This window comes from Streptomyces sp. NBC_01635, from assembly GCF_045209715.1.
Taxonomy (GTDB): Bacteria; Actinomycetota; Actinomycetes; order Streptomycetales; family Streptomycetaceae; genus Streptomyces; species Streptomyces hirsutus.
Window position 1 is genome coordinate 1,385,936 of the sequence record NZ_CP109277.1, and the last position, 20,555, is coordinate 1,406,490.

Annotated in this window: 20 protein-coding genes; 12 read left to right on the forward strand and 8 right to left on the reverse strand. The window is 71.7% G+C overall.

From position 1 onward, the window contains the following. Positions 1-113: 113 nt before the first annotated feature. Positions 114-452 carry a hypothetical protein gene (locus OHB56_RS06760; protein WP_406352195.1) on the reverse strand — a complete coding sequence of 113 codons (339 nt, stop codon included), beginning with the start codon at positions 450-452 and terminating at the stop codon, positions 114-116. A 155-nt stretch (positions 453-607) separates the two neighbouring features. Then, a complete protein-coding gene (locus OHB56_RS06765; protein ID WP_406352197.1) occupies positions 608-1,030 on the reverse strand; it encodes a secondary thiamine-phosphate synthase enzyme YjbQ in 423 nt (140 codons plus the stop codon). Between the two features lie 105 nt (positions 1,031-1,135). Here OHB56_RS06765 and OHB56_RS06770 point away from each other — a divergent pair, with 105 nt between their 5' ends. Next, on the forward strand, positions 1,136-2,227 hold the full coding sequence (locus OHB56_RS06770) for an NAD(P)-binding domain-containing protein (protein ID WP_406352199.1): 1,092 nt from the start codon (positions 1,136-1,138) through the stop codon (positions 2,225-2,227). A 60-nt stretch (positions 2,228-2,287) separates the two neighbouring features. Here the strand turns inward: OHB56_RS06770 and mltG are convergent, their stop codons facing one another. Both mltG and OHB56_RS06780 read right to left on the reverse strand, forming a co-directional pair. Continuing rightward, positions 2,288-3,169 (reverse strand): endolytic transglycosylase MltG, encoded by an 882-nt coding sequence (gene mltG, locus OHB56_RS06775; RefSeq protein WP_406352201.1) that lies wholly within the window; start codon positions 3,167-3,169, stop codon positions 2,288-2,290. 43 nt (positions 3,170-3,212) lie between these two features. After that, a complete protein-coding gene (locus tag OHB56_RS06780) occupies positions 3,213-5,015 on the reverse strand; it encodes an ABC transporter ATP-binding protein (RefSeq protein WP_326751434.1) in 1,803 nt (600 codons plus the stop codon). 144 nt (positions 5,016-5,159) lie between these two features. Between OHB56_RS06780 and OHB56_RS06785 the strand changes: the two genes are divergently transcribed. The 5 genes from OHB56_RS06785 to OHB56_RS06805 all read left to right on the forward strand — a co-directional run bounded on the left by OHB56_RS06785 (position 5,160) and on the right by OHB56_RS06805 (position 10,709). Further along, entirely contained in the window at positions 5,160-5,627 is a 468-nt protein-coding gene (locus OHB56_RS06785; RefSeq protein WP_326751435.1) for a MarR family transcriptional regulator, read from the forward strand. Between the two features lie 223 nt (positions 5,628-5,850). Next, positions 5,851-7,698 carry an ABC transporter ATP-binding protein gene (locus tag OHB56_RS06790; protein ID WP_326751436.1) on the forward strand — a complete coding sequence of 616 codons (1,848 nt, stop codon included), beginning with the start codon at positions 5,851-5,853 and terminating at the stop codon, positions 7,696-7,698. Further along, entirely contained in the window at positions 7,695-9,476 is a 1,782-nt protein-coding gene (locus OHB56_RS06795) for an ABC transporter ATP-binding protein (protein ID WP_406352204.1), read from the forward strand. The genes OHB56_RS06790 and OHB56_RS06795 overlap by 4 nt, the downstream gene beginning before the upstream one ends. A gap of 348 nt (positions 9,477-9,824) precedes the next feature. After that, positions 9,825-10,295 carry a DUF5709 domain-containing protein gene (locus tag OHB56_RS06800; protein ID WP_326751438.1) on the forward strand — a complete coding sequence of 157 codons (471 nt, stop codon included), beginning with the start codon at positions 9,825-9,827 and terminating at the stop codon, positions 10,293-10,295. 159 nt (positions 10,296-10,454) lie between these two features. Further along, positions 10,455-10,709: a type B 50S ribosomal protein L31 gene (locus OHB56_RS06805; protein WP_055596255.1), complete on the forward strand. Its 255-nt coding sequence runs from the start codon at positions 10,455-10,457 to the stop codon at positions 10,707-10,709. A 58-nt stretch (positions 10,710-10,767) separates the two neighbouring features. On the opposite strand, the gene OHB56_RS06810 is transcribed toward OHB56_RS06805, so the two are convergent. Further along, positions 10,768-11,562: a metal-dependent hydrolase gene (locus tag OHB56_RS06810; protein WP_055596254.1), complete on the reverse strand. Its 795-nt coding sequence runs from the start codon at positions 11,560-11,562 to the stop codon at positions 10,768-10,770. A 145-nt stretch (positions 11,563-11,707) separates the two neighbouring features. On the opposite strand from OHB56_RS06810, the gene OHB56_RS06815 reads away from it, so the two are divergent. Both OHB56_RS06815 and OHB56_RS06820 read left to right on the forward strand, forming a co-directional pair. After that, on the forward strand, positions 11,708-14,221 hold the full coding sequence (locus OHB56_RS06815; protein WP_406352206.1) for a DEAD/DEAH box helicase: 2,514 nt from the start codon (positions 11,708-11,710) through the stop codon (positions 14,219-14,221). 19 nt (positions 14,222-14,240) lie between these two features. Then, positions 14,241-15,107: an acyl-CoA thioesterase II gene (locus tag OHB56_RS06820; protein WP_326751440.1), complete on the forward strand. Its 867-nt coding sequence runs from the start codon at positions 14,241-14,243 to the stop codon at positions 15,105-15,107. Positions 15,108-15,139: 32 nt separating this feature from the next. Here the strand turns inward: OHB56_RS06820 and OHB56_RS06825 are convergent, their stop codons facing one another. Together OHB56_RS06825 and OHB56_RS06830 are read right to left on the reverse strand one after the other, a co-directional pair. Beyond that, positions 15,140-16,099 (reverse strand): DUF6397 family protein, encoded by a 960-nt coding sequence (locus OHB56_RS06825; RefSeq protein ID WP_406352208.1) that lies wholly within the window; start codon positions 16,097-16,099, stop codon positions 15,140-15,142. Between the two features lie 125 nt (positions 16,100-16,224). Then, the gene (locus OHB56_RS06830; protein WP_326751442.1) at positions 16,225-16,638 is read right to left on the reverse strand and encodes a roadblock/LC7 domain-containing protein; all 414 of its coding nucleotides are present in this window, start codon (positions 16,636-16,638) and stop codon (positions 16,225-16,227) included. Between the two features lie 88 nt (positions 16,639-16,726). On the opposite strand from OHB56_RS06830, the gene OHB56_RS06835 reads away from it, so the two are divergent. The 4 genes from OHB56_RS06835 to OHB56_RS06850 all read left to right on the forward strand — a co-directional run bounded on the left by OHB56_RS06835 (position 16,727) and on the right by OHB56_RS06850 (position 20,277). Next, a complete protein-coding gene (locus tag OHB56_RS06835; RefSeq protein ID WP_406352209.1) occupies positions 16,727-17,155 on the forward strand; it encodes a PPOX class F420-dependent oxidoreductase in 429 nt (142 codons plus the stop codon). 179 nt (positions 17,156-17,334) lie between these two features. Beyond that, the gene (locus tag OHB56_RS06840; RefSeq protein WP_326751444.1) at positions 17,335-17,934 is read left to right on the forward strand and encodes a class I SAM-dependent methyltransferase; all 600 of its coding nucleotides are present in this window, start codon (positions 17,335-17,337) and stop codon (positions 17,932-17,934) included. 317 nt (positions 17,935-18,251) lie between these two features. Beyond that, positions 18,252-18,548, forward strand: coding sequence for a hypothetical protein (locus OHB56_RS06845; protein ID WP_326751445.1), 297 nt, complete (start codon positions 18,252-18,254; stop codon positions 18,546-18,548). Between the two features lie 337 nt (positions 18,549-18,885). Beyond that, entirely contained in the window at positions 18,886-20,277 is a 1,392-nt protein-coding gene (locus tag OHB56_RS06850) for a tannase/feruloyl esterase family alpha/beta hydrolase (RefSeq protein ID WP_406352211.1), read from the forward strand. A gap of 46 nt (positions 20,278-20,323) precedes the next feature. Here the strand turns inward: OHB56_RS06850 and OHB56_RS06855 are convergent, their stop codons facing one another. Then, positions 20,324-20,506 carry a hypothetical protein gene (locus tag OHB56_RS06855; RefSeq protein WP_055596247.1) on the reverse strand — a complete coding sequence of 61 codons (183 nt, stop codon included), beginning with the start codon at positions 20,504-20,506 and terminating at the stop codon, positions 20,324-20,326. Positions 20,507-20,555 lie beyond the last annotated feature (49 nt).

A 20,555-nucleotide genomic window follows, 5' to 3' on the forward strand; every position in this document is an offset into this window, starting at 1 on the left:
GTCCGGCCCGAACCGGCCCCGCACGTTCGAGGAGCCCGCATGACCACGGAACAGAATCAGGGCCCGGCGCCTCCGGCCACCGCGGCGTCGCTCGCTCGACCGGCATGGGTGACCTACGAATTGACCGCGCGATGGGGCGGGAAGCCGTTGTTCTTCCGGTCGTGCGGCCGCCGGTGGCCCGGACCCGGGACCCCGGCCTCGCTTCTACCCTTCTTCCGGGCCACCACCGCGAGAGCACCCCGCATACGCTCGAACTCCGCGCGCACTTCCTCCACCCGTGCCAGCGCGGCCTTCTCACGGTCGGGCCACACCAAGGGTGCGCAGCCCCGGCCGGGGTCATGGAGGTCATCGGCGGACCACACGAGCACGGTCTTGTCCGCGAGCACGGCGCGGACGGCTCCGGAGGCCCGGTCGGCGGCGGCGCCGGCAGGAGCGCCCGGCACCCCGTTCACGCCCTCCCCCTGCCGCGGCCTCGACCGGTACGCCAGTTCGCTCGGCACCCGCCTCCTCGCCCTGCGCGACGGCTCGCGCCGCCTGCGCCGACCCGGGCACGCCTGCCCCCTCGGTGCGGCCGGAGGCCGTTCCCACGATTGCGGCTGCCGCCGAGCTACCCGAGGAACGACAGCCGCACCCGGCGGTCGGGGTTGTCGCGGTTGGTGTCGACCAGGCACACGGACTGCCAGGTGCCCAGCTCCAGCCGGCCGTCCAGCACGGGCAGGGTGGCGTGCGGCGGGACGAGGGCGGGCAGGACGTGGTCGCGGCCGTGGCCGGGGCTGCCGTGGCGGTGCTGCCAGCGGTCGTCGGCCGGCAGCAGGCTGTGCAGAGCGGCCAGGAGGTCCTCGTCGCTGCCCGCACCGGTCTCGATGACGGCGATGCCGGCGGTGGCGTGCGGCACGAAGACGTTGAGCAGTCCGTCGCGGCCCCCCGCCACCTCCCGCAGGAAGGACTCGCAGTCACGGGTGAGGTCGACGATCCGCTCCGCGGAGCCGGTGGCGACGTTCAGGACCCGGGTTTCGAAGGCATCCGACATGGCTTCCATCCTGGCCCATGCGCCGGGGGTCTTCGAGGAAGGGAGCCCTCGAGTGGCGGTAACCGCTCGGGGAAGATCTCCACCCCCGGCAGCGTTAGTAGAAATGTGAACTACATCAGCGAGGCCGAGACGGCCGAGGTCCAGGCAGTCGTCATAGGCGCCGGACAGGCAGGACTGTCCAGCGCCTATCACCTGCGGCGCACCGGTTTCGAGCCGGAGCGCGACTTCGTGGTGCTCGACCACAACCCGGGCGCCGGCGGGGCCTGGCGGTACCGCTGGCCCTCGCTCACCTACGACAGGGTGCACGGGATGCACTCGCTGCCCGGCATGGAACTCACGGACGCCGATCCGTCGCGGCCGTCCTCCGAGGTCATCACCGAGTACTTCGACCGTTACGAGCGGACGTTCGACCTGCGGGTACGGCGGCCGGTGAAGGTGCGGACCGTACGGGAGGGCGTCGACGGGCGGCTGCTCGTGGAGACTTCGGCGGGCACCTGGTCGACGCGGACGCTGATCAACGCCACCGGGACCTGGGACCGGCCCTTCTGGCCACGCTACGAGGGCCAGGAGACCTTCCTGGGGCGGCAGTTGCACACCGCGCAGTACCCCGGCCCCGAGGCGTTCGCCGGGCAGCGGGTCGTCGTGGTGGGGGGAGGCGCCTCGGCCACGCAGCATCTGCTGGAGATCGCCCCGTACGCGGCGGACACCACCTGGGTGACCCGGCGGCCCCCGGTCTTCCGCGAGGGCCCCTTCGACGAGGAGGCGGGACGGGCGGCCGTGGCGCTGGTCGAGGAGCGGGTGCGGCAGGGGCTGCCCCCGCGCAGTGTCGTCTCGGTGACGGGACTGCCGCTGAACGACGCGATCCGCCGGGGCATCGCCGACGGCGTACTGGATCGGCAGCCGATGTTCGACCGGATCACGCCGGAGGGGGTGGAGTGGAAGGGCGGGCGGCGGGTGGCGGCCGACGTCATCCTGTGGGCCACCGGATTCCGTCCGGCCATCGACCACCTCACTCCGCTGCGGTTGCGGGAGGCCGGTGGCGGCATCCGCGTCGAGGACACCCGGGCGGCCGCCGACCCCCGCGTCCACCTCGTCGGCTACGGCCCCTCGGCCAGCACCGTCGGCGCCAACCGTGCCGGGCGCGCGGCCGTACGGGACATCAGACGCCTGCTGGCGGAGGAGCGCGTCACGGTCTGATGCCGGCCGGCGGCGGAGGAGCACGTCGCGGTCCGGCGCCGACGGCCGGCGCGGGCCGCCTCACTTCTCCCCCGGCTCCGCCTGTTTCTCCTTGCGCTCCTGTCCCTGCTCCGGCTTCCCCTTCTGCTGCCGACTGCTGAACTCGGCGAGATCGCTCTGGTACTTGTTGTAGTCGGCGGTGAAGCGGGTGTCACCGGGCTTGACCGTGATGAAGTACAGCCAGTCGCCCGGCGTCGGGTTGATCGCCGCGCGCATCGCCTCCTCGCCGGGGTTGTCGATCGGGGTGGGCGGCAGTCCCATCCGGGCATAGGAGTTGTAGGGGCTGTCGGCCGCGATGTCCCTCTCCTTGACGCCGGGCGTCGAACGGCCCAGGGCGTAGTCGACCGTCGAGTCCATCTGCAGCGGCATCCCGCGCTCCAGACGGTTGAAGATCACCCGGGCGACCTTGCCCATGTCGGCCTTGGAGGACGCCTCGGCCTGGACGATGCTCGCGATGGTGACGGCCTGATAGACGTTCATCGCGTTGCGCTGCGCACCGGCGGCGGTCGGGGCTCCGTTGAACTTCTTGTCGGCCGTCTCGACCATCAGCGCCAGCAGCTGCTCCGGGGTCGCCTTCTCCTTCAGCGGATACGTCGCCGGGAAGAGGTAGCCCTCCGGGTTCCCGTCGGCGTCGCCCGGCAGCTTGAGTCCGGCCTTCGCGAGGGACTTCTTCGTAGTCCCCGCGGGCAGTTCGAGGGCCTTGTCGACCTCCGCGTACACCTGGCTCGCCCGTCGGCCCTCCGGGATGACCAGGGTCGCGGGGCGGGAGTCGCCGTCGTCGCCCAGGATGAGCAGGGACACCGCCACGGCGGTACCGGCCACGACGGCCCCGGTCGCGACGAGGGCGAGTCGCCCCCGGCGCGTCAGTCGGATCGAGTTCCGTGACGGAGTGTTCGTCTGCATGCGGGCACGGTAACCCGCATATCGCCACAAACCCGGCATATTTTCATCTTGTCGGCTCCAGTTGGGCGTCCCTGCGGACCAGTGCCGCGTACCTCCCGTCCCGCTCCAGGAGTTCCTCGTGCGTGCCGCGTTCGACCGCACGTCCCGCGTCGAGCACCACGATCTGGTCGGCGCCGCGGACGGTGGAGAGCCGGTGGGCGATGGTGAGCGTGGTGCGGTCGGCGGACAGCGCGTCGAGGGCCTGCTGGACGGCGGCCTCGGTACGGGTGTCGAGCGCGCTGGTGGCCTCGTCGAGAACGAGCACCGGAGGATCGCGCAGAATGGTCCGGGCGATCGCCAGGCGCTGCTTCTCGCCGCCGGAGAAACGGTGGCCGCGCTCCCCCACGACGGTGTCGTATCCGTCGGGCAGAGCGGCGATGTGGTCGTGGATCTGTGCCGCCCGTGCCGCCGCGTGGAGTTCCCCGTCCGTGGCGTCGGGCTTCGCGAACCGCAGGTTGTCGGCCACGGAGGCATGGAAGAGGTACGTCTCCTGCGAGACGACGCCGACCGCGCGCGCCAGGGTGTCGAAGTCGAGGTCGCGCACATCGACCCCGTCGAGGGTGACCCGGCCTCCGGTGACGTCGTACAGCCGTGGCACGAGGTGGCCCAGCGTGGACTTGCCGGCGCCGGTCGAGCCGACCACCGCGAGACTGGTGCCGGCGGGGACGGTGACGTCGATGCCGTCGAGGACGGGGCCGCCCTTGCCGTCGTAGCCGAAGGTGACGTTCTCGAAGCGGACCTCGCCGCCGACCCGGTCGAGGCGGACCGGGTCCGTCCGCTCGGTGATGTCGACCGGGAGGTCAAGATACTCGAAGATGCGCTGGAACAGCGCGAGCGAGGCCTGGATCTGCACCCCGGTCGACAGCAGGCTCACGGCCGGCCGGAACAGGCCCTGCTGGAGCGAGACGAAGGCGACGATCGTCCCGATGGAGACCCCGGGGCCGCCCGTCCGCAGGGCGAGGCCCGCGGTCCAGTAGATGACGGCGGGCATGGCGGCCATGACGATCGTGATGACGGCCATGCGCCAGCGGCCGGCCATGCTCGACCGCACCTCCAGGTCCACCAGACGGTCGGACTCCTCGGCGAAGGCACTGGTCAGGGAGTCGGAGCGGCCCATGGTGCGGCCGAGCAGAATGCCACTGACCGACAACGACTCGGTGACCGTGGCGGCCATCGAGGCCATCTGCTTCTGCCGCTGGGTGGTGATCCTCTTGCGTTCGTTTCCGACACGACGGCTGATCCACACGAAGGCCGGCAGCAGGACCAGCGAGACGACGGTCAGCCGCCAGTCGAGGACGAGCATCGCGACGACGGTGGCGACGACGCTGGTGAGGTTGGAGACCAGGGAGGTCGCCGTGGAGGTCACGGTGGCCTGCATGCCGCCGATGTCGTTGGCGATGCGGGACTGGACCTCGCCGGTGCGGGTGCGCGTGAAGAAGGCGAGCGACATGCGCTGGAGCCGGTCGTAGACGGCGGTGCGCAGATCGTGCATGACGCGCTGGCCGACGGTCGTGGAGATCAGCGTCTGGAGCACGCCGAAGACGCTGGTGAGGACGGCGCTGAGGATCATGCCGAGGGCCAGCAGGCTGAGCAGTCCGGTGCGGCGCTCGGGGATCGCGACGTCGAGGATCGCCTTGAGCAGGAACGGGGTGGCGACCGAGACGAGCGACGCCGCTCCGACGAGCAGGCCGACGATCGCGAGGCGGCCCCGGTAGGGACGGAACAGCCTCAGGATGCGGCGCACCTGCCGTGGCCGTTCCTCGGCACCCGCGGGTGCGCTCCAGGCGGGTTCGTGGTCGGGGTGCATGGTCTCCTTCGAGGGCTCGGGAGCGGGAAGCGGGGCGCGGGAGCCCGGGACCGCCAAGGGCACACCGTGGGGCACCTGGACAGCGGAGCCTAGCTCATTGTTACCTATACTCACAATGAACGACGTCCTGATATTGTTCCGCACATGACCACCCCCGACCCCGAGGGCCTGCTGGCCGAGCAGCTGCTTCGGCTGACCCGCCGGGTGCACCGCATCCAGAAGCGCCATCTGGTGCGGCGCGAACTGGGCATCACCCCTGCCCAGTCCCGATTGCTGCGCACCCTCGCCCACTACGCCTCACCGCCCCGCATGGCCGACCTGGCGGAGCGGCTGGAAGTGGTGCCGCGAGCCGTGACGACGCTGGTCGACGGGCTGGAGGCGAGCGGCAAGGTGCGGCGGGTGCCCGATCCGGCCAATCGGCGGGTGATCCGGATCGAACTCACCGACGACGGACACGCGGCCCTGCGGGAGCTGCACGCCGCACGCAGGGCCGCCGCGGAGGAGATCCTGGCTCCGCTGGCGGACGAGCAGCGCGAGGTTCTCGGCGAGCTGCTGAACACGCTGGTCGACGGGACGGCCGCCGTCCCGCCGCACCCCGACGCGTCCTGCTGAGACACCGCGCCGAAGTCGCTGCCGGGGCCCCGTGCCGTCGTCGGCCGGCGGGATCGGGCAGTGTGCCCCGAGGTTCCCGTCCCGTGGGTCGAGCCGGTTCTGTGCGCCGTCATGGAAAATCGTTTGCCTTGCGGTACGCAACGGCGTCAACCTGTCACGGTTTGCTGTCGCCGCCGTCCGAGAACGGCGCGCGGCCCCCGCCTTTGCGAGCCCCTGGGACGTCATGCAGATACAAGACCTTCCGTATCCCGACCCGGGCGTGCCCGACGCCCGCTCGGGCCCCCGATTCCTGCGGTGGCTCTTCCTGAATCAGCTCCCGGGCCAGATCAAGTCCCTCGCCTGGGGACTGCTGCACTTCGCCTCCGTCGCCTCGATCCCGTTCTGTGTGGGCATCGGCGTCCAGGCCGCCGTCGACCGTTCCGGCGGTGGGCTCGCCCTGGCCGGCGGGCTCTTGGCGCTGGCCTGCGTGGGCAACGCGGTCGGCGACACCTTCCTGCACCGCGCCGCCGTCACCAACTGGATCACCGCGGCCGCCCGTGTCCAGCAGCTGCTGGCCCGCAGGACCGCGACGCTGGGCTCCGCGCTGACCCGGCGTGTCGCGGCCGGCGAGGTCGTAGCCGTCTCCACCGGTGACGTCGAGAAGATCGGCTGGTTCGTCGAGGCACTGTCCCGGTTCACCGCGGCCGTGGTCACCATCGTGCTGGTCTGCTTCGGCCTGCTCGTCTACCAGCCCGCGCTCGGTGTGGTCGTCGTCGTGGGCCTGCCCCTGCTGGCGCTCGCGGTCCTGCCCCTGCTGCCCCACGCCACCCGGCGGGCCGACGTCCAGCGGGAAAAGGCCGGACGGGCCACGGAACTCGCCTCGGACACCGTCGCCGGACTGCGTGTACTGCGCGGCATCGGCGGCGAGGAGCTGTTCCTCGACCGCTACCGCCGCGCGTCCCAGGAAGTCCGTCACGCTGCCGTGCGCAGTGCCCGGATGTGGTCCCTGATCGCCGCGATCCAGGTACTGCTGCCGGGAATCCTGCTGATCACGGTGGTCTGCTACGGCGTTCATCTGGCTCGTCAGGGGCGGATCACCGTGGGTGAACTGGTCACCGTCTACAGCTCGGTGATGCTGCTCGCGTATCCTCTGCGCCACTTCGAGGAGATCGCGATGGCCTACTCCTTCTCCCGGCCGTCGGCCAAGCGTGCGGCGCGTGTGCTGTCGCTGGAACGGGCCGTGGACGCCGCCGGGGCGCCCGGCTCCAAGGGGCCCGAGAGGCCCTCCGGGGACCTGTACGACCCGGCGACCGGTCTGCTCGCTCCGGCGGGCCGGCTCACCGCCGTGGTGTGTGGGGACCCGGACGCGGCGGGACACCTGGCCGAACGGCTCGGCGGGCACGCGGCGCACGCCCCGAACGCCGCTCGGAACGGCTCGGTGCTGCTCGGCGGCGTGCCGCTCGACGAGCTGCCACTGGACACCGCCCGAGGCTCCGTCCTCGTCCAGGACAAGGATCCGGTGCTGCTGTCGGGCACGCTGCGCGAACTGCTCGACGTCCCCGCGTCCGGGGCCGTCGGAACGCGTGAAGCGCTGGACGCCGCGCAGTGCGGGGACGTACTGGCGGCGCTGGTGCAGGGTTCGCTCGACGCCGCGGACCCGATGGACGCGCAGCTCACCGAGCGCGGGCGGTCCCTTTCCGGCGGCCAGCGGCAGCGGCTCTCGCTGGCCCGGTCGCTGGTCACCGACGCGGAGGTCCTCGTCCTGGACGAACCGACCTCCGCCGTCGACTCGCACACCGAGGCCCGTATCGCCGAGAGCCTGCGGGAACTGCGGGCGGGACGGACGACCGTCGTGTTCACCTCGTCGCCGCTGCTGCTGGACCGGGCGGACCAGGTGGTCTTCCTGCACGACGAGACGGTCGTGGCGGTCGGCGGCCACCGCGAGCTGGTGCGTACCGAGCCCCGGTACCGGGCCGTGGTGACCCGCGAGACGGAGGCCGAGGCCGAAACCGGGGACAGGACCGGGGCGGGGGCCGGGGCGGACGACCTGTCCGACCTGGACAAGCTCGTAGAGATCGAGGAGACGGCATGATCGGCGTGGCGCCACCGGCCTACGACCCGGCGGCCCCGACCACGGCCGGCACCCTGCCCGTGGGCGCGCCCGCCACCGTCCGCGCCTATGTGGGCGAGCTACTCCGCAGGCACCGCAGGGCCTTCGTGCTCCTGATCACGGTGAACACCGTCGCGGTGATCTCCTCGATGGTCGGCCCGTATCTGCTGGGCGGCCTGGTGGAGCGGGTCCCGGACCGTACGCGGGAGCTCCACCTGGGACTCACCGCCGCACTGTTCGTGGCGGCGCTGGTCGTCCAGGCGGTGTTCGTGCGGCAGGTGCGGCTGCGCGGGGCGATGCTCGGCGAGCGGATGCTGGCCGATCTGCGCGAGGACTTCCTGGTGCGGTCGGTCGGGCTGCCGCCCGGCGTGCTGGAGCGGGCCGGGACGGGTGATCTGCTGTCCCGGATCACGACCGACATCGACCGGCTCGGCAACGCGATGCGCGAGGCGGTGCCCCAGCTCGCCATCGGTGTGGTGTGGGTGGTGCTGCTGCTGGGCGGCCTGGTCGTCACGGCACCCGAACTGGCGCCGGCCGTACTGGTCGCCGTTCCCCTGCTCGTGGCCGGCTGCCGCTGGTACTTCCGGCGGGCACCGGCCGCGTACCGTTCCGAGGCCGCGGGGTACGCCGCCGTGGCCGCGGTGCTCGCCGAGACCGTGGACGCGGGACGGACCATCGAGGCGCACCGCCTCAGCGAGCGCCGGGTGGCGTTGTCCGACCAGCGGGTCAAGGAGTGGACGGCCTGGGAGCGCTACACGCTGTGGCTGCGGTCGGTGCTCTTCCCCGTCATCAACATCACCCATGTGACCGTGCTCGGCTCGGTGCTGATGATCGGTGGCGTCTTCGTCCTGCAGGGCTGGATCGGTGTCGGCCAGCTGACGACCGGTGCGCTGCTGGCACAGATGCTCGTCGACCCGGTGGGACTGATCCTGCGCTGGTACGACGAGTTGCAGGTGGCCCAGGTGTCGCTGGCCCGGCTGGTCGGGGTCCGGGACATCGAGCCCGACGCCGGTGACGCCGCGCTGACCCCCGACGGACGCCATGTGCGCGCCGAGCGGGTGCACTTCGGCTACCACGAGGGCGTCGACGTGCTGCGCAAGGTGTCGCTGGAGGTCGCGCCCGGCACCAGGCTGGCGCTGGTCGGCCCCTCCGGCGCGGGCAAGTCCACCCTGGGACGGCTGCTCGCCGGGATCTACGCGCCCAGGGACGGCACAGTGACCCTGGGCAACGCCGAGCTGTCCCGGATGACCGCGGAACGCGTCCGTACCCAGGTGGCGCTGGTCAACCAGGAGCACCACGTCTTCGTGGGCTCCCTGCGCGACAACCTGCGGCTCGCCCGGACGGATGCCGGGGACGCCGAGCTGTGGGCGGCGCTCGGCGCGGTCGACGCGGACGGCTGGGCGCGTGCGCTCGACGACGGTCTCGACAGTGAGGTCGGCTCGGGCGGGCTGGCGCTCACCCCGGCCCAGGCGCAGCAGATCGCGCTGGCCCGGCTGGTGCTGGCCGACCCGCACACGCTGGTGCTGGACGAGGCGACCTCGCTGCTGGACCCCCGCGCGGCCCGGCACCTGGAACGCTCGCTGGCCCGTGTCCTCGACGGCCGCACCGTCGTCGCCATCGCCCACCGCCTGCACACCGCCCACGACGCGGACGTCATCGCCGTCGTCGAGGAGGGCCGCATCAGCGAGCTGGGCAGCCATGACGAGCTGGTCGCCGCGGGCAGCGCGTACGCGGCGCTGTGGCGCTCCTGGCACGGGTGAGGGCCCGGGCCAGGGGACGAACGAGGGCTCGGGTGAGGGTGGGGTGAGCGCGCGGGGGACGGGGTGGCGGGCTGCGCGGCCGGGCGTGTTCGGCGGCCTCCGGCCGCGGTGTGAGACGCGCCCGGGGGCGGATGCGCCGTGGGCACGGTCCGCCACCGGCGGCGGCCGGTGACGGGCCGTGCCGTTGCGCGGAGCCGAACCTGGGTGGAAGGGTGGAATCAGGCACCGGCTCGGGAACGCCCGGGGCTCCGGAGAACCGGGGTGCGGGTGATGCCGGTGCCCCGTGCAGGCGCGGCCCGGAACGGGCCACGGCGGGAACGGGCCCGTCCCCACCCCCTGGAGGTCCCCGTGAACAGAGCCGGCGGTTGGGGAGACGACGTCTACCAGCCCGACGGATCCGAGGTCCAGGACGACGCCGGACTGCTCGACGCCGAGGACACTCTCGAGAACGACGGCGTCGCCGATCCCCTCGACCGGGGCTGGTCCCCTCCCGAGCGGCCGTGGGCCGTGGAGCACCGCGGTGTGACGGCGTCGGAGCGCAGGGCGGGCGAGACCCTGGACCAGCGGCTCGCCGAGGAGCTGCCCGATCTCGCCGCCGCCGACGGTGACGACCTCGGTGACAGCGAGGGCACCGACGGCGAGCTCCTGGACAACGAGGTCGGTGCCGCGCGCTCCGGCCGGCTCGTGGCCCCCGACGAAGGGGCGCACGAGGACGAGGAGACCGCCATGGTCGCCACGGACGTCGGTATCGACGGGGCGGCGGCCTCGGCCGAGGAGGCCGCCATGCATGTCGTCGACGAGGACACCCTCCCCGGCTGACCTCGCCGTTTCACGGCCGTGACGCCCGTGACACCCGTCCGAACGGCGCAGGCCGCCCGGGCCGTCACCCGAACCGTCCCGGTCGTCCGGGACGTCCGGCCCATCCGGATCGATCCCGTCGCGCGCCGCACGCATCGCCCACGTCGTAGAGGAGCGTCCATGCAGCAGGACAAGCACCCCGACTACCACCCCGTCGTCTTCCGCGACCGGGCCGCCGGATACGCCTTCCTGACCCGGTCCACCGCGACCAGCGAGCAGACGATCGAGTGGGACGACGGCGAGACCTATCCGGTCGTGGAGGTGGAGATCTCCTCGGAGAGCCACCCCTTCTACACGGGCACGGCACGGACCGTGGACACGGAAGGACGCGTCGCCCGCTTCGAGCGCCGCTACGGCGGTGAAAGCTCCGGCTGAGCCGACGACGGCGGCCACCGAGCATCCCCGCCGGCGACGACCGCCGGTCGTCCGCGCCTCAGATCACGTTGAGCGCCGCCGCGCAGCCCACTCCGCCGAGCAGCATGAACGCGGGCATCAGCACCTTGAGCTCCACCCAGCTGCCCGCCCGGAACCGCATCCCCTTGGGCGGACCTATGGGGTACCAGCGCTTGCGGCCCACCGGTATGGGCCACAGGATCGGGCAGCCCGAGACGGTCAGGGCGTCCCCGATGTCGTGCACCAGCGCACCCAGGACGATCGGCAGCCCCAGCCACAGGTACTCCTGGCCGGGCTCCGTGAACAGCCAGCCGGCACCGTTGCCCGGCTCGTCCAGGATGCCTGCGAGGATCCACGAGCTGGTCGCGGCGAGCAGCCACACCAGTACGTCGCTGCTGGCTCCTCGCGTGGCCCGCCACAGCAGGCCCTCGATGGCCAGCACCATGTGGACGAAGAGGATGGCCAGCACCGCCCACCGGCCGCCCGTGATCGCCAGGACGGAAGCGCCCCCGCCGATCAGGACCGCCCACAGCCAGGTGTGGGTGAGGGTGCGGTGACCGCCGGAACGGCGCGGGTCGCCCGGTTTCCTGGTGGCCTTGTAGACGGCGTACGACAGCTTGTCGACGATCTCGCACAGCCTCTTGGACACGGGACCGAAGGACCGCGATATCGTCGCCGCCTTGTGGTCCAGGTCCGGGGCGAGGGCGGCACCGGCGCAGATCAGGGCCCCGACCAGGAGCACCGGCCAGGGCATCGGTTTTCCGGCGGCGGTCGTGGCCGCGCCCACCCCGAGCCATGCCGCGGCACCCGACAGTGAGTGTGCTGGTCCCATCATCCCCGTTGCCCGCCCTATTCCACTTGTGCCGCTGTCCAGTTGACCAGGTGCGTCGACGCCCCTTCGGCGACACAGCGTAGCCTTCGCGATCTTCATCCCCGAATCCGATTCCCGCGCGGGGCCCGGTGGCAGGCAAGATGGGGGCGTGACCCTCATCGATCAGCTGCCGCCGACCGCCGACCCCGACGCCCTCTACGAAGCCTTCGAGTCGTGGGCGGGGGAACGCGGTCTCACGCTCTACCCCCACCAGGAGGAGGCGCTGATCGAGGTGGTCTCCGGGGCGAACGTGATCGTCTCGACCCCGACCGGCTCGGGCAAGAGCATGATCGCGGCCGCTGCCCACTTCGCCGCGCTGGCCCGGGACGAGGTCACCTTCTACACGGCGCCCATCAAGGCGCTGGTGTCGGAGAAGTTCTTCGAGCTGTGCAAGATCTTCGGCACGGAGAACGTCGGCATGCTGACCGGCGACGCGTCCGTGAACGCCGATGCCCCGGTCATCTGCTGCACCGCCGAGGTGCTGGCGTCGATCGCGCTGCGTGACGGCAGGAACGCCGACGTCGGCCAGGTCGTCATGGACGAGTTCCACTTCTACGCGGAGCAGGACCGCGGCTGGGCGTGGCAGATTCCGCTGCTGGAACTGCCGCAGGCGCAGTTCGTGCTGATGTCGGCGACGCTCGGCGACGTCTCCTTCTTCGAGAAGGACCTCGCCCGCCGCACCGGCCGCCCCACGTCGGTGGTCCGCTCGGCGACCCGGCCGGTCCCTCTGTCCTACGAGTACCGCTATACGCCGCTCACCGAGACGCTCACGGACCTGCTGGCGGCCCGGCAGGCTCCGGTCTACATCGTGCACTTCACGCAGGCCCAGGCGGTGGAGCGGGCACAGGCGCTGATGAGCATCAACATGTGCACGCGCGAGGAGAAGGACAGGATCGCCGACCTGATCGGCAGCTTCCGCTTCACCACCAAGTTCGGCCGCAACCTCTCCCGCTACGTCCGGCACGGCATCGGTGTGCACCACGCCGGCATGCTGCCCAAGTACCGGCGGCTGGTGGAGAAGCTCGCGCAGGCCGGTCTGCTGAAGGTCATCTGCGGTACGGACACGCTGGGCGTGGGGGTCAACGTCCCGATCCGCACGGTGCTGTTCACCGCCCTGACCAAGTACGACGGGAACCGGGTGCGCACGCTGCGGGCCCGCGAGTTCCACCAGATCGCGGGCCGGGCCGGGCGGGCCGGCTTCGACACCGAGGGGTTCGTCGTCGCGCAGGCCCCCGAGCACGTCGTCGAGAACGAGAAGGCGCTGGCGAAGGCGGGCGACGACCCGAAGAAGCGCCGCAAGGTCGTCCGCAAGAAGGCGCCGGAGGGGTTCGTCGCCTGGTCGGAGCAGACCTTCGAGAAGCTCATCGGTTCGGATCCCGAGCCGCTGACCTCCCGTTTCCGGGTGACGCACACGATGCTGCTGTCGGTGATCGCCCGGCCCGGGAACGCCTTCGCGGCGATGCGTCATCTCCTCGAGGACAACCACGAGCCGCGCAAGCAGCAGCTGCGGCACATCCGGCGGGCGATCGCGATCTACCGGTCCCTGCTGGACGGCGGCATCGTCGAGAAGCTGGACACACCGGACTCCGAAGGACGGATCGTGCGGCTCACCGTGGATCTGCAGCAGGACTTCGCGCTGAACCAGCCGCTGTCCACCTTCGCGCTGGCCGCGTTCGAGCTGCTGGATCCCGAGTCGCCGTCCTACGCGCTCGACATGGTGTCCGTGGTGGAGTCCACGCTGGACGACCCGCGCCAGATCCTCGCCGCGCAGCAGAACAAGGCGCGCGGCGAGGCGGTCGCCCTGATGAAGGCGGACGGCGTCGAGTACGAGGAGCGCATGGAGCGCCTCCAGGACATCACGTACCCGAAGCCGTTGGAGGAACTGCTCTTCCACGCCTACGACACCTACCGCAAGAGCCACCCGTGGGTCGGTGACCATCCGCTGTCGCCGAAGTCCGTGGTGCGGGACATGTACGAACGGGCGATGTCCTTCACGGAGTTGGTCTCCCACTACGAACTGGCCCGGACCGAGGGCATCGTGCTGCGGTACCTGGCCAGCGCCTTCAAGGCCCTGGACCACACCGTCCCGGACGATCTGAAGTCCGAGGATCTCCAGGATCTGATCGCCTGGCTGGGCGAAATGGTGCGTCAGGTCGACTCGAGTCTGCTGGACGAGTGGGAGCAACTGGCCAATCCCGCGGAGATGACCGCCGAGGAGGCCCAGGAGAAGGCCGACCAGGTGAAACCGGTCACCGCCAACGCGCGTGCCTTCCGCGTCCTGGTCCGCAACGCCATGTTCCGCCGTGTCGAACTGGCCGCTCTGGACCAGGTGGACGCGCTGGGCGAGCTGGACGCCGAGGCCGGCTGGGACGCCGACGCCTGGGGCGAGGCGATGGACAAGTACTGGGACGAGTACGAGGAACTCGGCACCGGTCCCGACGCCCGCGGTCCCAAGCTGCTGCTGATCGAAGAGGAGCCGGCCAACGGACTGTGGCGGGTCCGGCAGATCTTCGACGACCCGAACGGCGACCACGACTGGGGCATCAGCGCCCAGGTCGACCTCACCGCCTCCGACGCGGAGGGCCGCGCGGTCGTCCGGGTCACCGCTGTCGGCCAACTGTGAACGCAGGAGCATAGCGCCCATGACGAACCCGACCGAGAGCCTCGTCGCCCTGCTCGACCTGGAGCAGATCGAGGTCGACATCTTCCGTGGCCGCAGTCCGCAGGAGTCGCTGCAGCGGGTCTTCGGCGGCCAGGTGGCCGGCCAGGCGCTGGTCGCCGCGGGCCGCACCACGGAGGGCGACCGCCCCGTGCACTCGCTGCACGCGTACTTCCTGCGCCCCGGGCGGCCCGGGGTGCCGATCGTGTACCAGGTCGAACGGGTACGGGACGGCCGGTCGTTCACGACCCGCCGGGTCGCCGCCGTGCAGCAGGGCCGCACGATCTTCACGCTCACCGCCTCCTTCCACAAACCCGAGCAGGGGAGTTTCGAGCACCAGCTGCCGCCGGCCCGCGAGGTCCCGGACCCGGAGTCGCTGCCGACCGTCGCGGAGGAGATCCGCGAGCATCTGGGCGAGCTGCCGGAGCAGTTGGAGCGGATGGCCCGCCGTCAGCCCTTCGACATCCGCTACGCGGACCGGCTGCGCTGGGACCCGGACGAGGTCAAGGACGCCGAACCGCGCAGCGCCGTGTGGATGCGTGCGGTGGGCCCGCTCGGCGACGATCCGCTGGTGCACACGTGCGCCCTGACCTACGCCAGCGACATGACCCTGCTGGACGCCGTTCGGCTCCCGGTGGAACCCCTGTGGGGTCCGCGCGGCTTCGACATGGCCTCACTGGACCACGCGATGTGGTTCCACCGCCCGTTCCGTGCGGACGAGTGGTTCCTGTACGACCAGGAGTCGCCGATCGCCGTGGGCGGGCGCGGTCTGGCTCGAGGGCGGATCTACGACCGTGAGGGGCGGATGCTGGTGTCCGTCGTCCAGGAGGGGCTGTTCCGGGCGTTGTAGCTCACCGGGCGGATCACCCGGGCCGACCCCGGTCAGCGGTCGGCCGGTCGCCGGGCAGCCGGTCGCCGAGCGGCCGGTCGCCGAGCGGCCGGTCCCCGGTTCCTGCCGCGCCACCGGGCGAGCAGCGTGCGGAACGCCCCGCGCGGGCGTTCCGGCTCCCGGGGAACCTGTCCGGCCGGCGCGGGGCGGTAAGAGGCGGAAGCCGGACGGGGCGCCGGCCGGTGCTCGCGGGCCTCCGCCAGCAGCCCCACGAGCTCCGCCTGGAGCCAGGCGATCTCGTCGGAGTCCTGAGCGGTCACGAGGGTCTCCGTGAGGATGGCGCCGGGTGAGCCCGGAGCCCCGTGGGAGGGCCGCTCGGGGCGGAACCGGCTGAGGTGGGACCGCTCGTAGGGGTCCTTGACGACCTCGCAGATGTGTGTGGGATCGAGCAGGGACGCGAGGGCTCCGGCACGCGACCACGGGTCGGTGGCCCGACGGAGCAGGATGGCCAGCCGGCGGGTACGCCAGTTGCGGGCCCGCAGGTCGAGACCGGTGTCGAGCTGTCCCCTGAGGTGGTCGGACGTGCTGTCCCTCAACAGTGAGGTGTTCCTCTCGTCGGCCGTGAACTGCCTTAGTTCCTCTGCGAGATAGAGCCAGACCACGGCACGGTGGCGGTTGAGGTGGAACCTCGTGGGAGCCAGCAGGCCCAGCCGGGCCAGTCGCGTGAACCGGTCCTTCGTCACCCCCATGAGCAGCGCGCCCTCCGTGGCGCCCACGGTCCTGACGCTCTCCCGCAGGGCCTCCGGACGACCTGGCCGGGCGCGGAGCCGTTCGAGTTCGGCGCGGTCCACACGGCGGCCGGCTCCCCGCTCGTCGGGGGTGGTGCGAATCCTGCCGAGGTCCACGGCGAGGTCGAACTCGCTGGGCTTGAGGCCGAGTTCCCGTGCCGCACGGCCCGTCGTGACCCAGGAACCGGCGCTCGCGGCTTCATGTGTGGCGGTGTTTCCGGACATGCGCGTCTCCCCCGTGGAGTGTGCTCGGCCGGCGCCGTGCGCGCCGTCCGGAGAAACCGTATCCGGCCCGTCACTCTTCGTGACAGGCCTGTGGACAACTCCACGGAGGCCGACGAACGCGCAGGTCAGGTACTTGTGGGGTCTTCGGGTTCCGGTCGGCGGGCGTCCACGTCCAGGTGTTCGCCGACCCGGTTGACCAGCAGCGTCATCTCGTACGCGATCCGGCCGATGTCGGCCTCGGCCCCACTGAGCACGCTCAGGCAGCTGCCGGCACCGGCCGCGGTGACGAAGAGCACCGCGTCGTCGAACTCGATCATCGTCTGACGCATTCCGCCCGCGCCGAAATGCTGTCCGGAGCCCTTGGCGAGGCTGTGCAGTCCGGACGAGACCGCGGCTAGGTACTCCGCGTCCTCGCGTCGAAGCCCCGTACTCGTCCCGGTCACCAGCCCGTCGTTGGACAGGACCAGCGCGTGCCGCACCTCCTCGACTCTCTGGGTCAGGTCGTCCAGCAGCCAGTCGAGTCCCCGTTTTTGCGTCATGTCGCGAATCTCCCCCTTGCTCTTCCCCGTATGGATCGCTCCGCCAGCCTTCCCCACGGCCGGGCGCCGGACAAGGAGGATAGAAGCCATGGGACAGAGGATGACCGACGAGGAATGGCGGGAGTTCGTCTCGCACGGAACCCGCACCGCCAAACTTTCCACCGTGCGTGCCGACGGCAGTCCGCACGTGGCGCCGATCTGGTTCGTGCTCGACGGGGACGACGTGGTGTTCAACACCGGCGGGGGGACGGTGAAGGGACGCAATCTGGTCCGTGACGGGCGGGTGGCCCTGTGCGTGGACGACGACCGGCCGCCGTTCGCCTTCGTGGTGATGCGGGGCCGGGCGCGGATCTCGGAGGATCCCGAGGACCTGGTGCGTTGGGCCACGCGGATCGCCGCGCGGTACATGGGCCAGGACCGTGCCGAGGAGTTCGGGGCGCGCAACGGTGTGCCGGGCGAGCTCCTCGTCCGTGTCGCCGTCGAGAAGGTCCTGTCGGAGAAGGGCGTCACGGACTGATCACCGGGCCGCGGCACAAAGTGGCGCGGCCCGGGCGGCCTCACGCGGGGTGACATGGCCAGGGGCCGGCCGTGGCCGGATCCAGTGCCTGGACGGCGTGCGCGATCGCGTGGAACGGTACGCCGTCGAGGCCCGTCGGGGGTGGGGCCCGGGCCGTCCGGTGGGGGATCATGCCGGGCATGAGTGACGACCACACCCGTGTCCAGGAGTTCTTCACCGCGCGTGCCGCCGACTGGGACCGCCGGTTCCCCGACGACGGTCCGGCCTACGCGGCGGCGGTGGCCGAGCTGGGGCTGCGCGAGGGCGCCCGGGTGCTCGACGCGGGCTGCGGCACCGGACGGGCCCTGCCGCCGCTGCGCGCGGCCGTGGGCCCTTCCGGAACGGTCCTCGGCGCAGATCTGACCCCGGCCATGCTGCGGGAGGCCGCGCGGGCCGGACGGGGCCACGACGGGACGCTGCTGCTCACCGACGTCTCCGCGCTGCCGCTGCGCTCGGGATCCCTCGACGCCGTGTTCGCGGCGGGCCTGATCGCACACCTGCCCCGCCCTGCCGAGAATCTCCGGGAGCTCGCGCGGGTGGCGCGGCCCGGTGGCGTGCTCGCGCTGTTCCACCCGATCGGCAGGGCGGCACTCGCCGCGCGTCAGGGCCGCTCGATCACGCCGGACGACCTCCGCGCGGAGCGGAACCTCCGTCCGCTGCTGGCCGGTTCGGGCTGGCGCATGACGTCGTACGTCGACGAGGACGCCCGGTTCCTGGCGCTGGCCGTCCGCGCGGGCTGAGCGCCCGGACTCGCGCCGGGGCCTCCCAGTCCGCGTGCCGCACCGACCGGAATGCGCTCGGTGCGGGCCGGCGGTGCCCGGGCGACTGTTCCGCCGGCACTTCGCGGCCTGTCGGCCGGGCAGGAGATTCTTCGGGCGCGTGCGCTGTTGAGCCCCTGTTCCGCGGACGAGTGAGCCCGAAGGGGACGGTTGGACGGTTCCAGCCGTTCGAAGCGCCCCACCGCGCCGCCCTTCTGCCGCGGACGCCCCGACTCTACGGTGAGTGGCAGGACATGAACGGCCGGTGCGGGAAGCTGCTCAGGGGGAAGGTGGACCGGATGTGGGCCAGGGTTCGCAGGGTCGGGGGCAAAGTGGTGGACAGCCTGCGCGTGGAGGAGAGGACCGAGCGGGAGGAGCGTCCGCACAATCTGTTCGAGGCCGCCGCGACGTACGTCTCGGCCTGTGTGGAGGACGATCAGGAGCGGATCGACGAGGCGGCCGGCTGGGTGTCGCCGGAGGCGCTGGCGTTCGGGGTGAACGAGTTGGCGTGCCGGGCGGTCGTCGCGCTCGCGCGGGAGCGCGACGCGTCCCCGCGGACGGTCGCACGGGACCTGCTGGGGCTTCCGGCAGCCTGATCCGGCCGGGAGTGCGGGGCCGATTCGTCCCGACGGGCCGGAGAGCCACGGCTCCGGGTGCGGTTGCGAGGTCGTGACAAGGAACTCGGAGGCGGATCAGTGTGCGCGCCGGTGGACAGGATCGCCGTACGGCCGCTCTGAAGCGCGCCCGGCGGGGCGTCTGTCTCCGTGTGAGGGGTGCGCCTGCCTTTGCGCATGTGGGGTGAACCCCCGTGGGAAGGCGCCGTTCCGTAGGGCGCCCACCCCTCGATGATGGCAGCGTTGGGCCCGCCCCATGGGGCAGCTTCGTGCTCCGTGCCGTGCCCTCTTCCGCTTCCCGCCCTTCCTGGAGACCGTCATGCGCCCGTCCCTAGGTGTTCCGTTGCTCGCCTTCGCCCTCGCGGCGACAGCCCTCATCGCTCCGGCTCCCGCCGACGCCTCCGCCGCCGAGGACGAACACTGTGCGCGCCAGGAGCGTGTGCGGGTGCCGGGCGCGGCCCACCAGCGCACCACCTGTCTGGCCGATCTGACCACCACGGGGTTGACCGGCACCCCGTACACCGATCTGGCGGACCAGGCGGGGCTGATCGCGGCCGCCACCCGGTCGCCGTCCGGAGTGCCCGGTATCCAGGTCGACGGGTACTTCCCGGACTCCTCCCGCTTCAACACGACGCACGGCTGGGCGCACGACGCGCAGTTCGTGATCCGGCTGCCCGACCGGTGGAACGGCGGGCTGATCGTCACGGGCGCACCCGGCACCCGCAAGCAGTACGCGACCGACAAGGCCATCTCCGACCGGGTACTGTCCCAGGGATACGCGTACGCCTCGACGGACAAGGGCAACAACGGGGTCGACTTCTACCGTGACGGGGTCCGGCCCGGTGACGCGGTGGCCGAGTGGAACACCCGGACCACGCAGCTCACCCGGGCGGCCAAGCTCGCGGTGGCCCACCGTTACGGGCACGCCCCGCGCCGGACGTACATGACCGGCGTCTCCAACGGCGGCTATCTCACCCGCTGGCAGCTGGAGAACCACCCGGAGCTGTACGACGGCGGCGTGGACTGGGAGGGCGCGCTGTGGACCGCCGACGGGACCGGTCTGTTCACCACCCTGCCGGTCACGGTGGCCCGGATGTTCGGCACGGCAGGGGACGAGGACCTGTACGCGGCGGGCTTCGCACCGGGCTCCGAGTTCCTGTGGCCGTACCATGAGAAGGCCTACTGGGGTGTCACGCAGAAGATCTACCGCGCCGAGTTCGACCCGGCCTACGATCCCGCTTGCCCGGGTCCCTCGGCCGGGACCACGGTGGAGCAGATCCTGGCGCCGTGCGCGTCCGACGCCACGTACGACTACGCCTCGCGTCCCGCCTCCGTGCACCGCGCCGCGGCCCGGGTCGCACTGACCGGGCGTATCGGCCGGCCGCTGATCACGCTGCACGGCGATCTGGACGCACTGCTGCCGCAGGCCGCCCACTCCGATGTGTACGCCCGCATGATCGACGCGAAGGGCCGGGGAGCGCTGCACCGCTACTACACGGTGCAGGACGGCACCCACGTCGACGGGCTGTACGACACCCATCCGGACCGGCTGCGGCCGATCCTGCCCTGCTACCGGTCGGCGTTCGACACCCTGACCGCATGGGTGGAGCGCGGAGTCGGGCCGCCCGCGGACCGGACGATCGACAGGCCCGCGGACGGCGACGTGGTCAACTCCTGCGCACTGGACGGTGCCGAGGCGGCGACGCGGTAGCAGTGCCCGAGCAGGGGCCCGGTCCTCCGGGACGGGCTCCTGCGTCTCAGCGGCCCAGCTCCTTGCGCGAAACACGGCGCAGCCTGCTCCGCTGCGAGGGGTCCAGGGTGAGGTACGCGGCGGCCGGGACTCCCAGGATGATCAGGAGCGCCGCCCACCAGGGCAGCCAGATGAGCAGGATGAGCCCGGCCGCCACACCTCCCGCGGCGATCTTGGCATTCTTCGACATGGTGTCGCCTCCTTCGCGGCCACTGCCGCTCTCTGTCGTGAAAACGGCC

Bases quoted from the DNA above. Each gene is read 5' to 3' on its own strand.
- OHB56_RS06765 (WP_406352197.1), bottom strand. From the start codon at position 1,030: ATGTCGGATGCCTTCGAAACCCGGGTCCTGAACGTCGCCACCGGCTCC.
- mltG (WP_406352201.1), bottom strand. From the start codon at position 3,169: ATGCAGACGAACACTCCGTCACGGAACTCGATCCGACTGACGCGCCGG.
- OHB56_RS06780 (WP_326751434.1), bottom strand. From the start codon at position 5,015: ATGCACCCCGACCACGAACCCGCCTGGAGCGCACCCGCGGGTGCCGAG.
- OHB56_RS06785 (WP_326751435.1), top strand. From the start codon at position 5,160: ATGACCACCCCCGACCCCGAGGGCCTGCTGGCCGAGCAGCTGCTTCGG.
- OHB56_RS06790 (WP_326751436.1), top strand. From the start codon at position 5,851: ATGCAGATACAAGACCTTCCGTATCCCGACCCGGGCGTGCCCGACGCC.
- OHB56_RS06795 (WP_406352204.1), top strand. From the start codon at position 7,695: ATGATCGGCGTGGCGCCACCGGCCTACGACCCGGCGGCCCCGACCACG.
- OHB56_RS06805 (WP_055596255.1), top strand. From the start codon at position 10,455: ATGCAGCAGGACAAGCACCCCGACTACCACCCCGTCGTCTTCCGCGAC.
- OHB56_RS06810 (WP_055596254.1), bottom strand. From the start codon at position 11,562: ATGATGGGACCAGCACACTCACTGTCGGGTGCCGCGGCATGGCTCGGG.
- OHB56_RS06820 (WP_326751440.1), top strand. From the start codon at position 14,241: ATGACGAACCCGACCGAGAGCCTCGTCGCCCTGCTCGACCTGGAGCAG.
- OHB56_RS06825 (WP_406352208.1), bottom strand. From the start codon at position 16,099: ATGTCCGGAAACACCGCCACACATGAAGCCGCGAGCGCCGGTTCCTGG.
- OHB56_RS06830 (WP_326751442.1), bottom strand. From the start codon at position 16,638: ATGACGCAAAAACGGGGACTCGACTGGCTGCTGGACGACCTGACCCAG.
- OHB56_RS06835 (WP_406352209.1), top strand. From the start codon at position 16,727: ATGGGACAGAGGATGACCGACGAGGAATGGCGGGAGTTCGTCTCGCAC.
- OHB56_RS06840 (WP_326751444.1), top strand. From the start codon at position 17,335: ATGAGTGACGACCACACCCGTGTCCAGGAGTTCTTCACCGCGCGTGCC.
- OHB56_RS06845 (WP_326751445.1), top strand. From the start codon at position 18,252: ATGTGGGCCAGGGTTCGCAGGGTCGGGGGCAAAGTGGTGGACAGCCTG.
- OHB56_RS06850 (WP_406352211.1), top strand. From the start codon at position 18,886: ATGCGCCCGTCCCTAGGTGTTCCGTTGCTCGCCTTCGCCCTCGCGGCG.
- OHB56_RS06855 (WP_055596247.1), bottom strand. From the start codon at position 20,506: ATGTCGAAGAATGCCAAGATCGCCGCGGGAGGTGTGGCGGCCGGGCTC.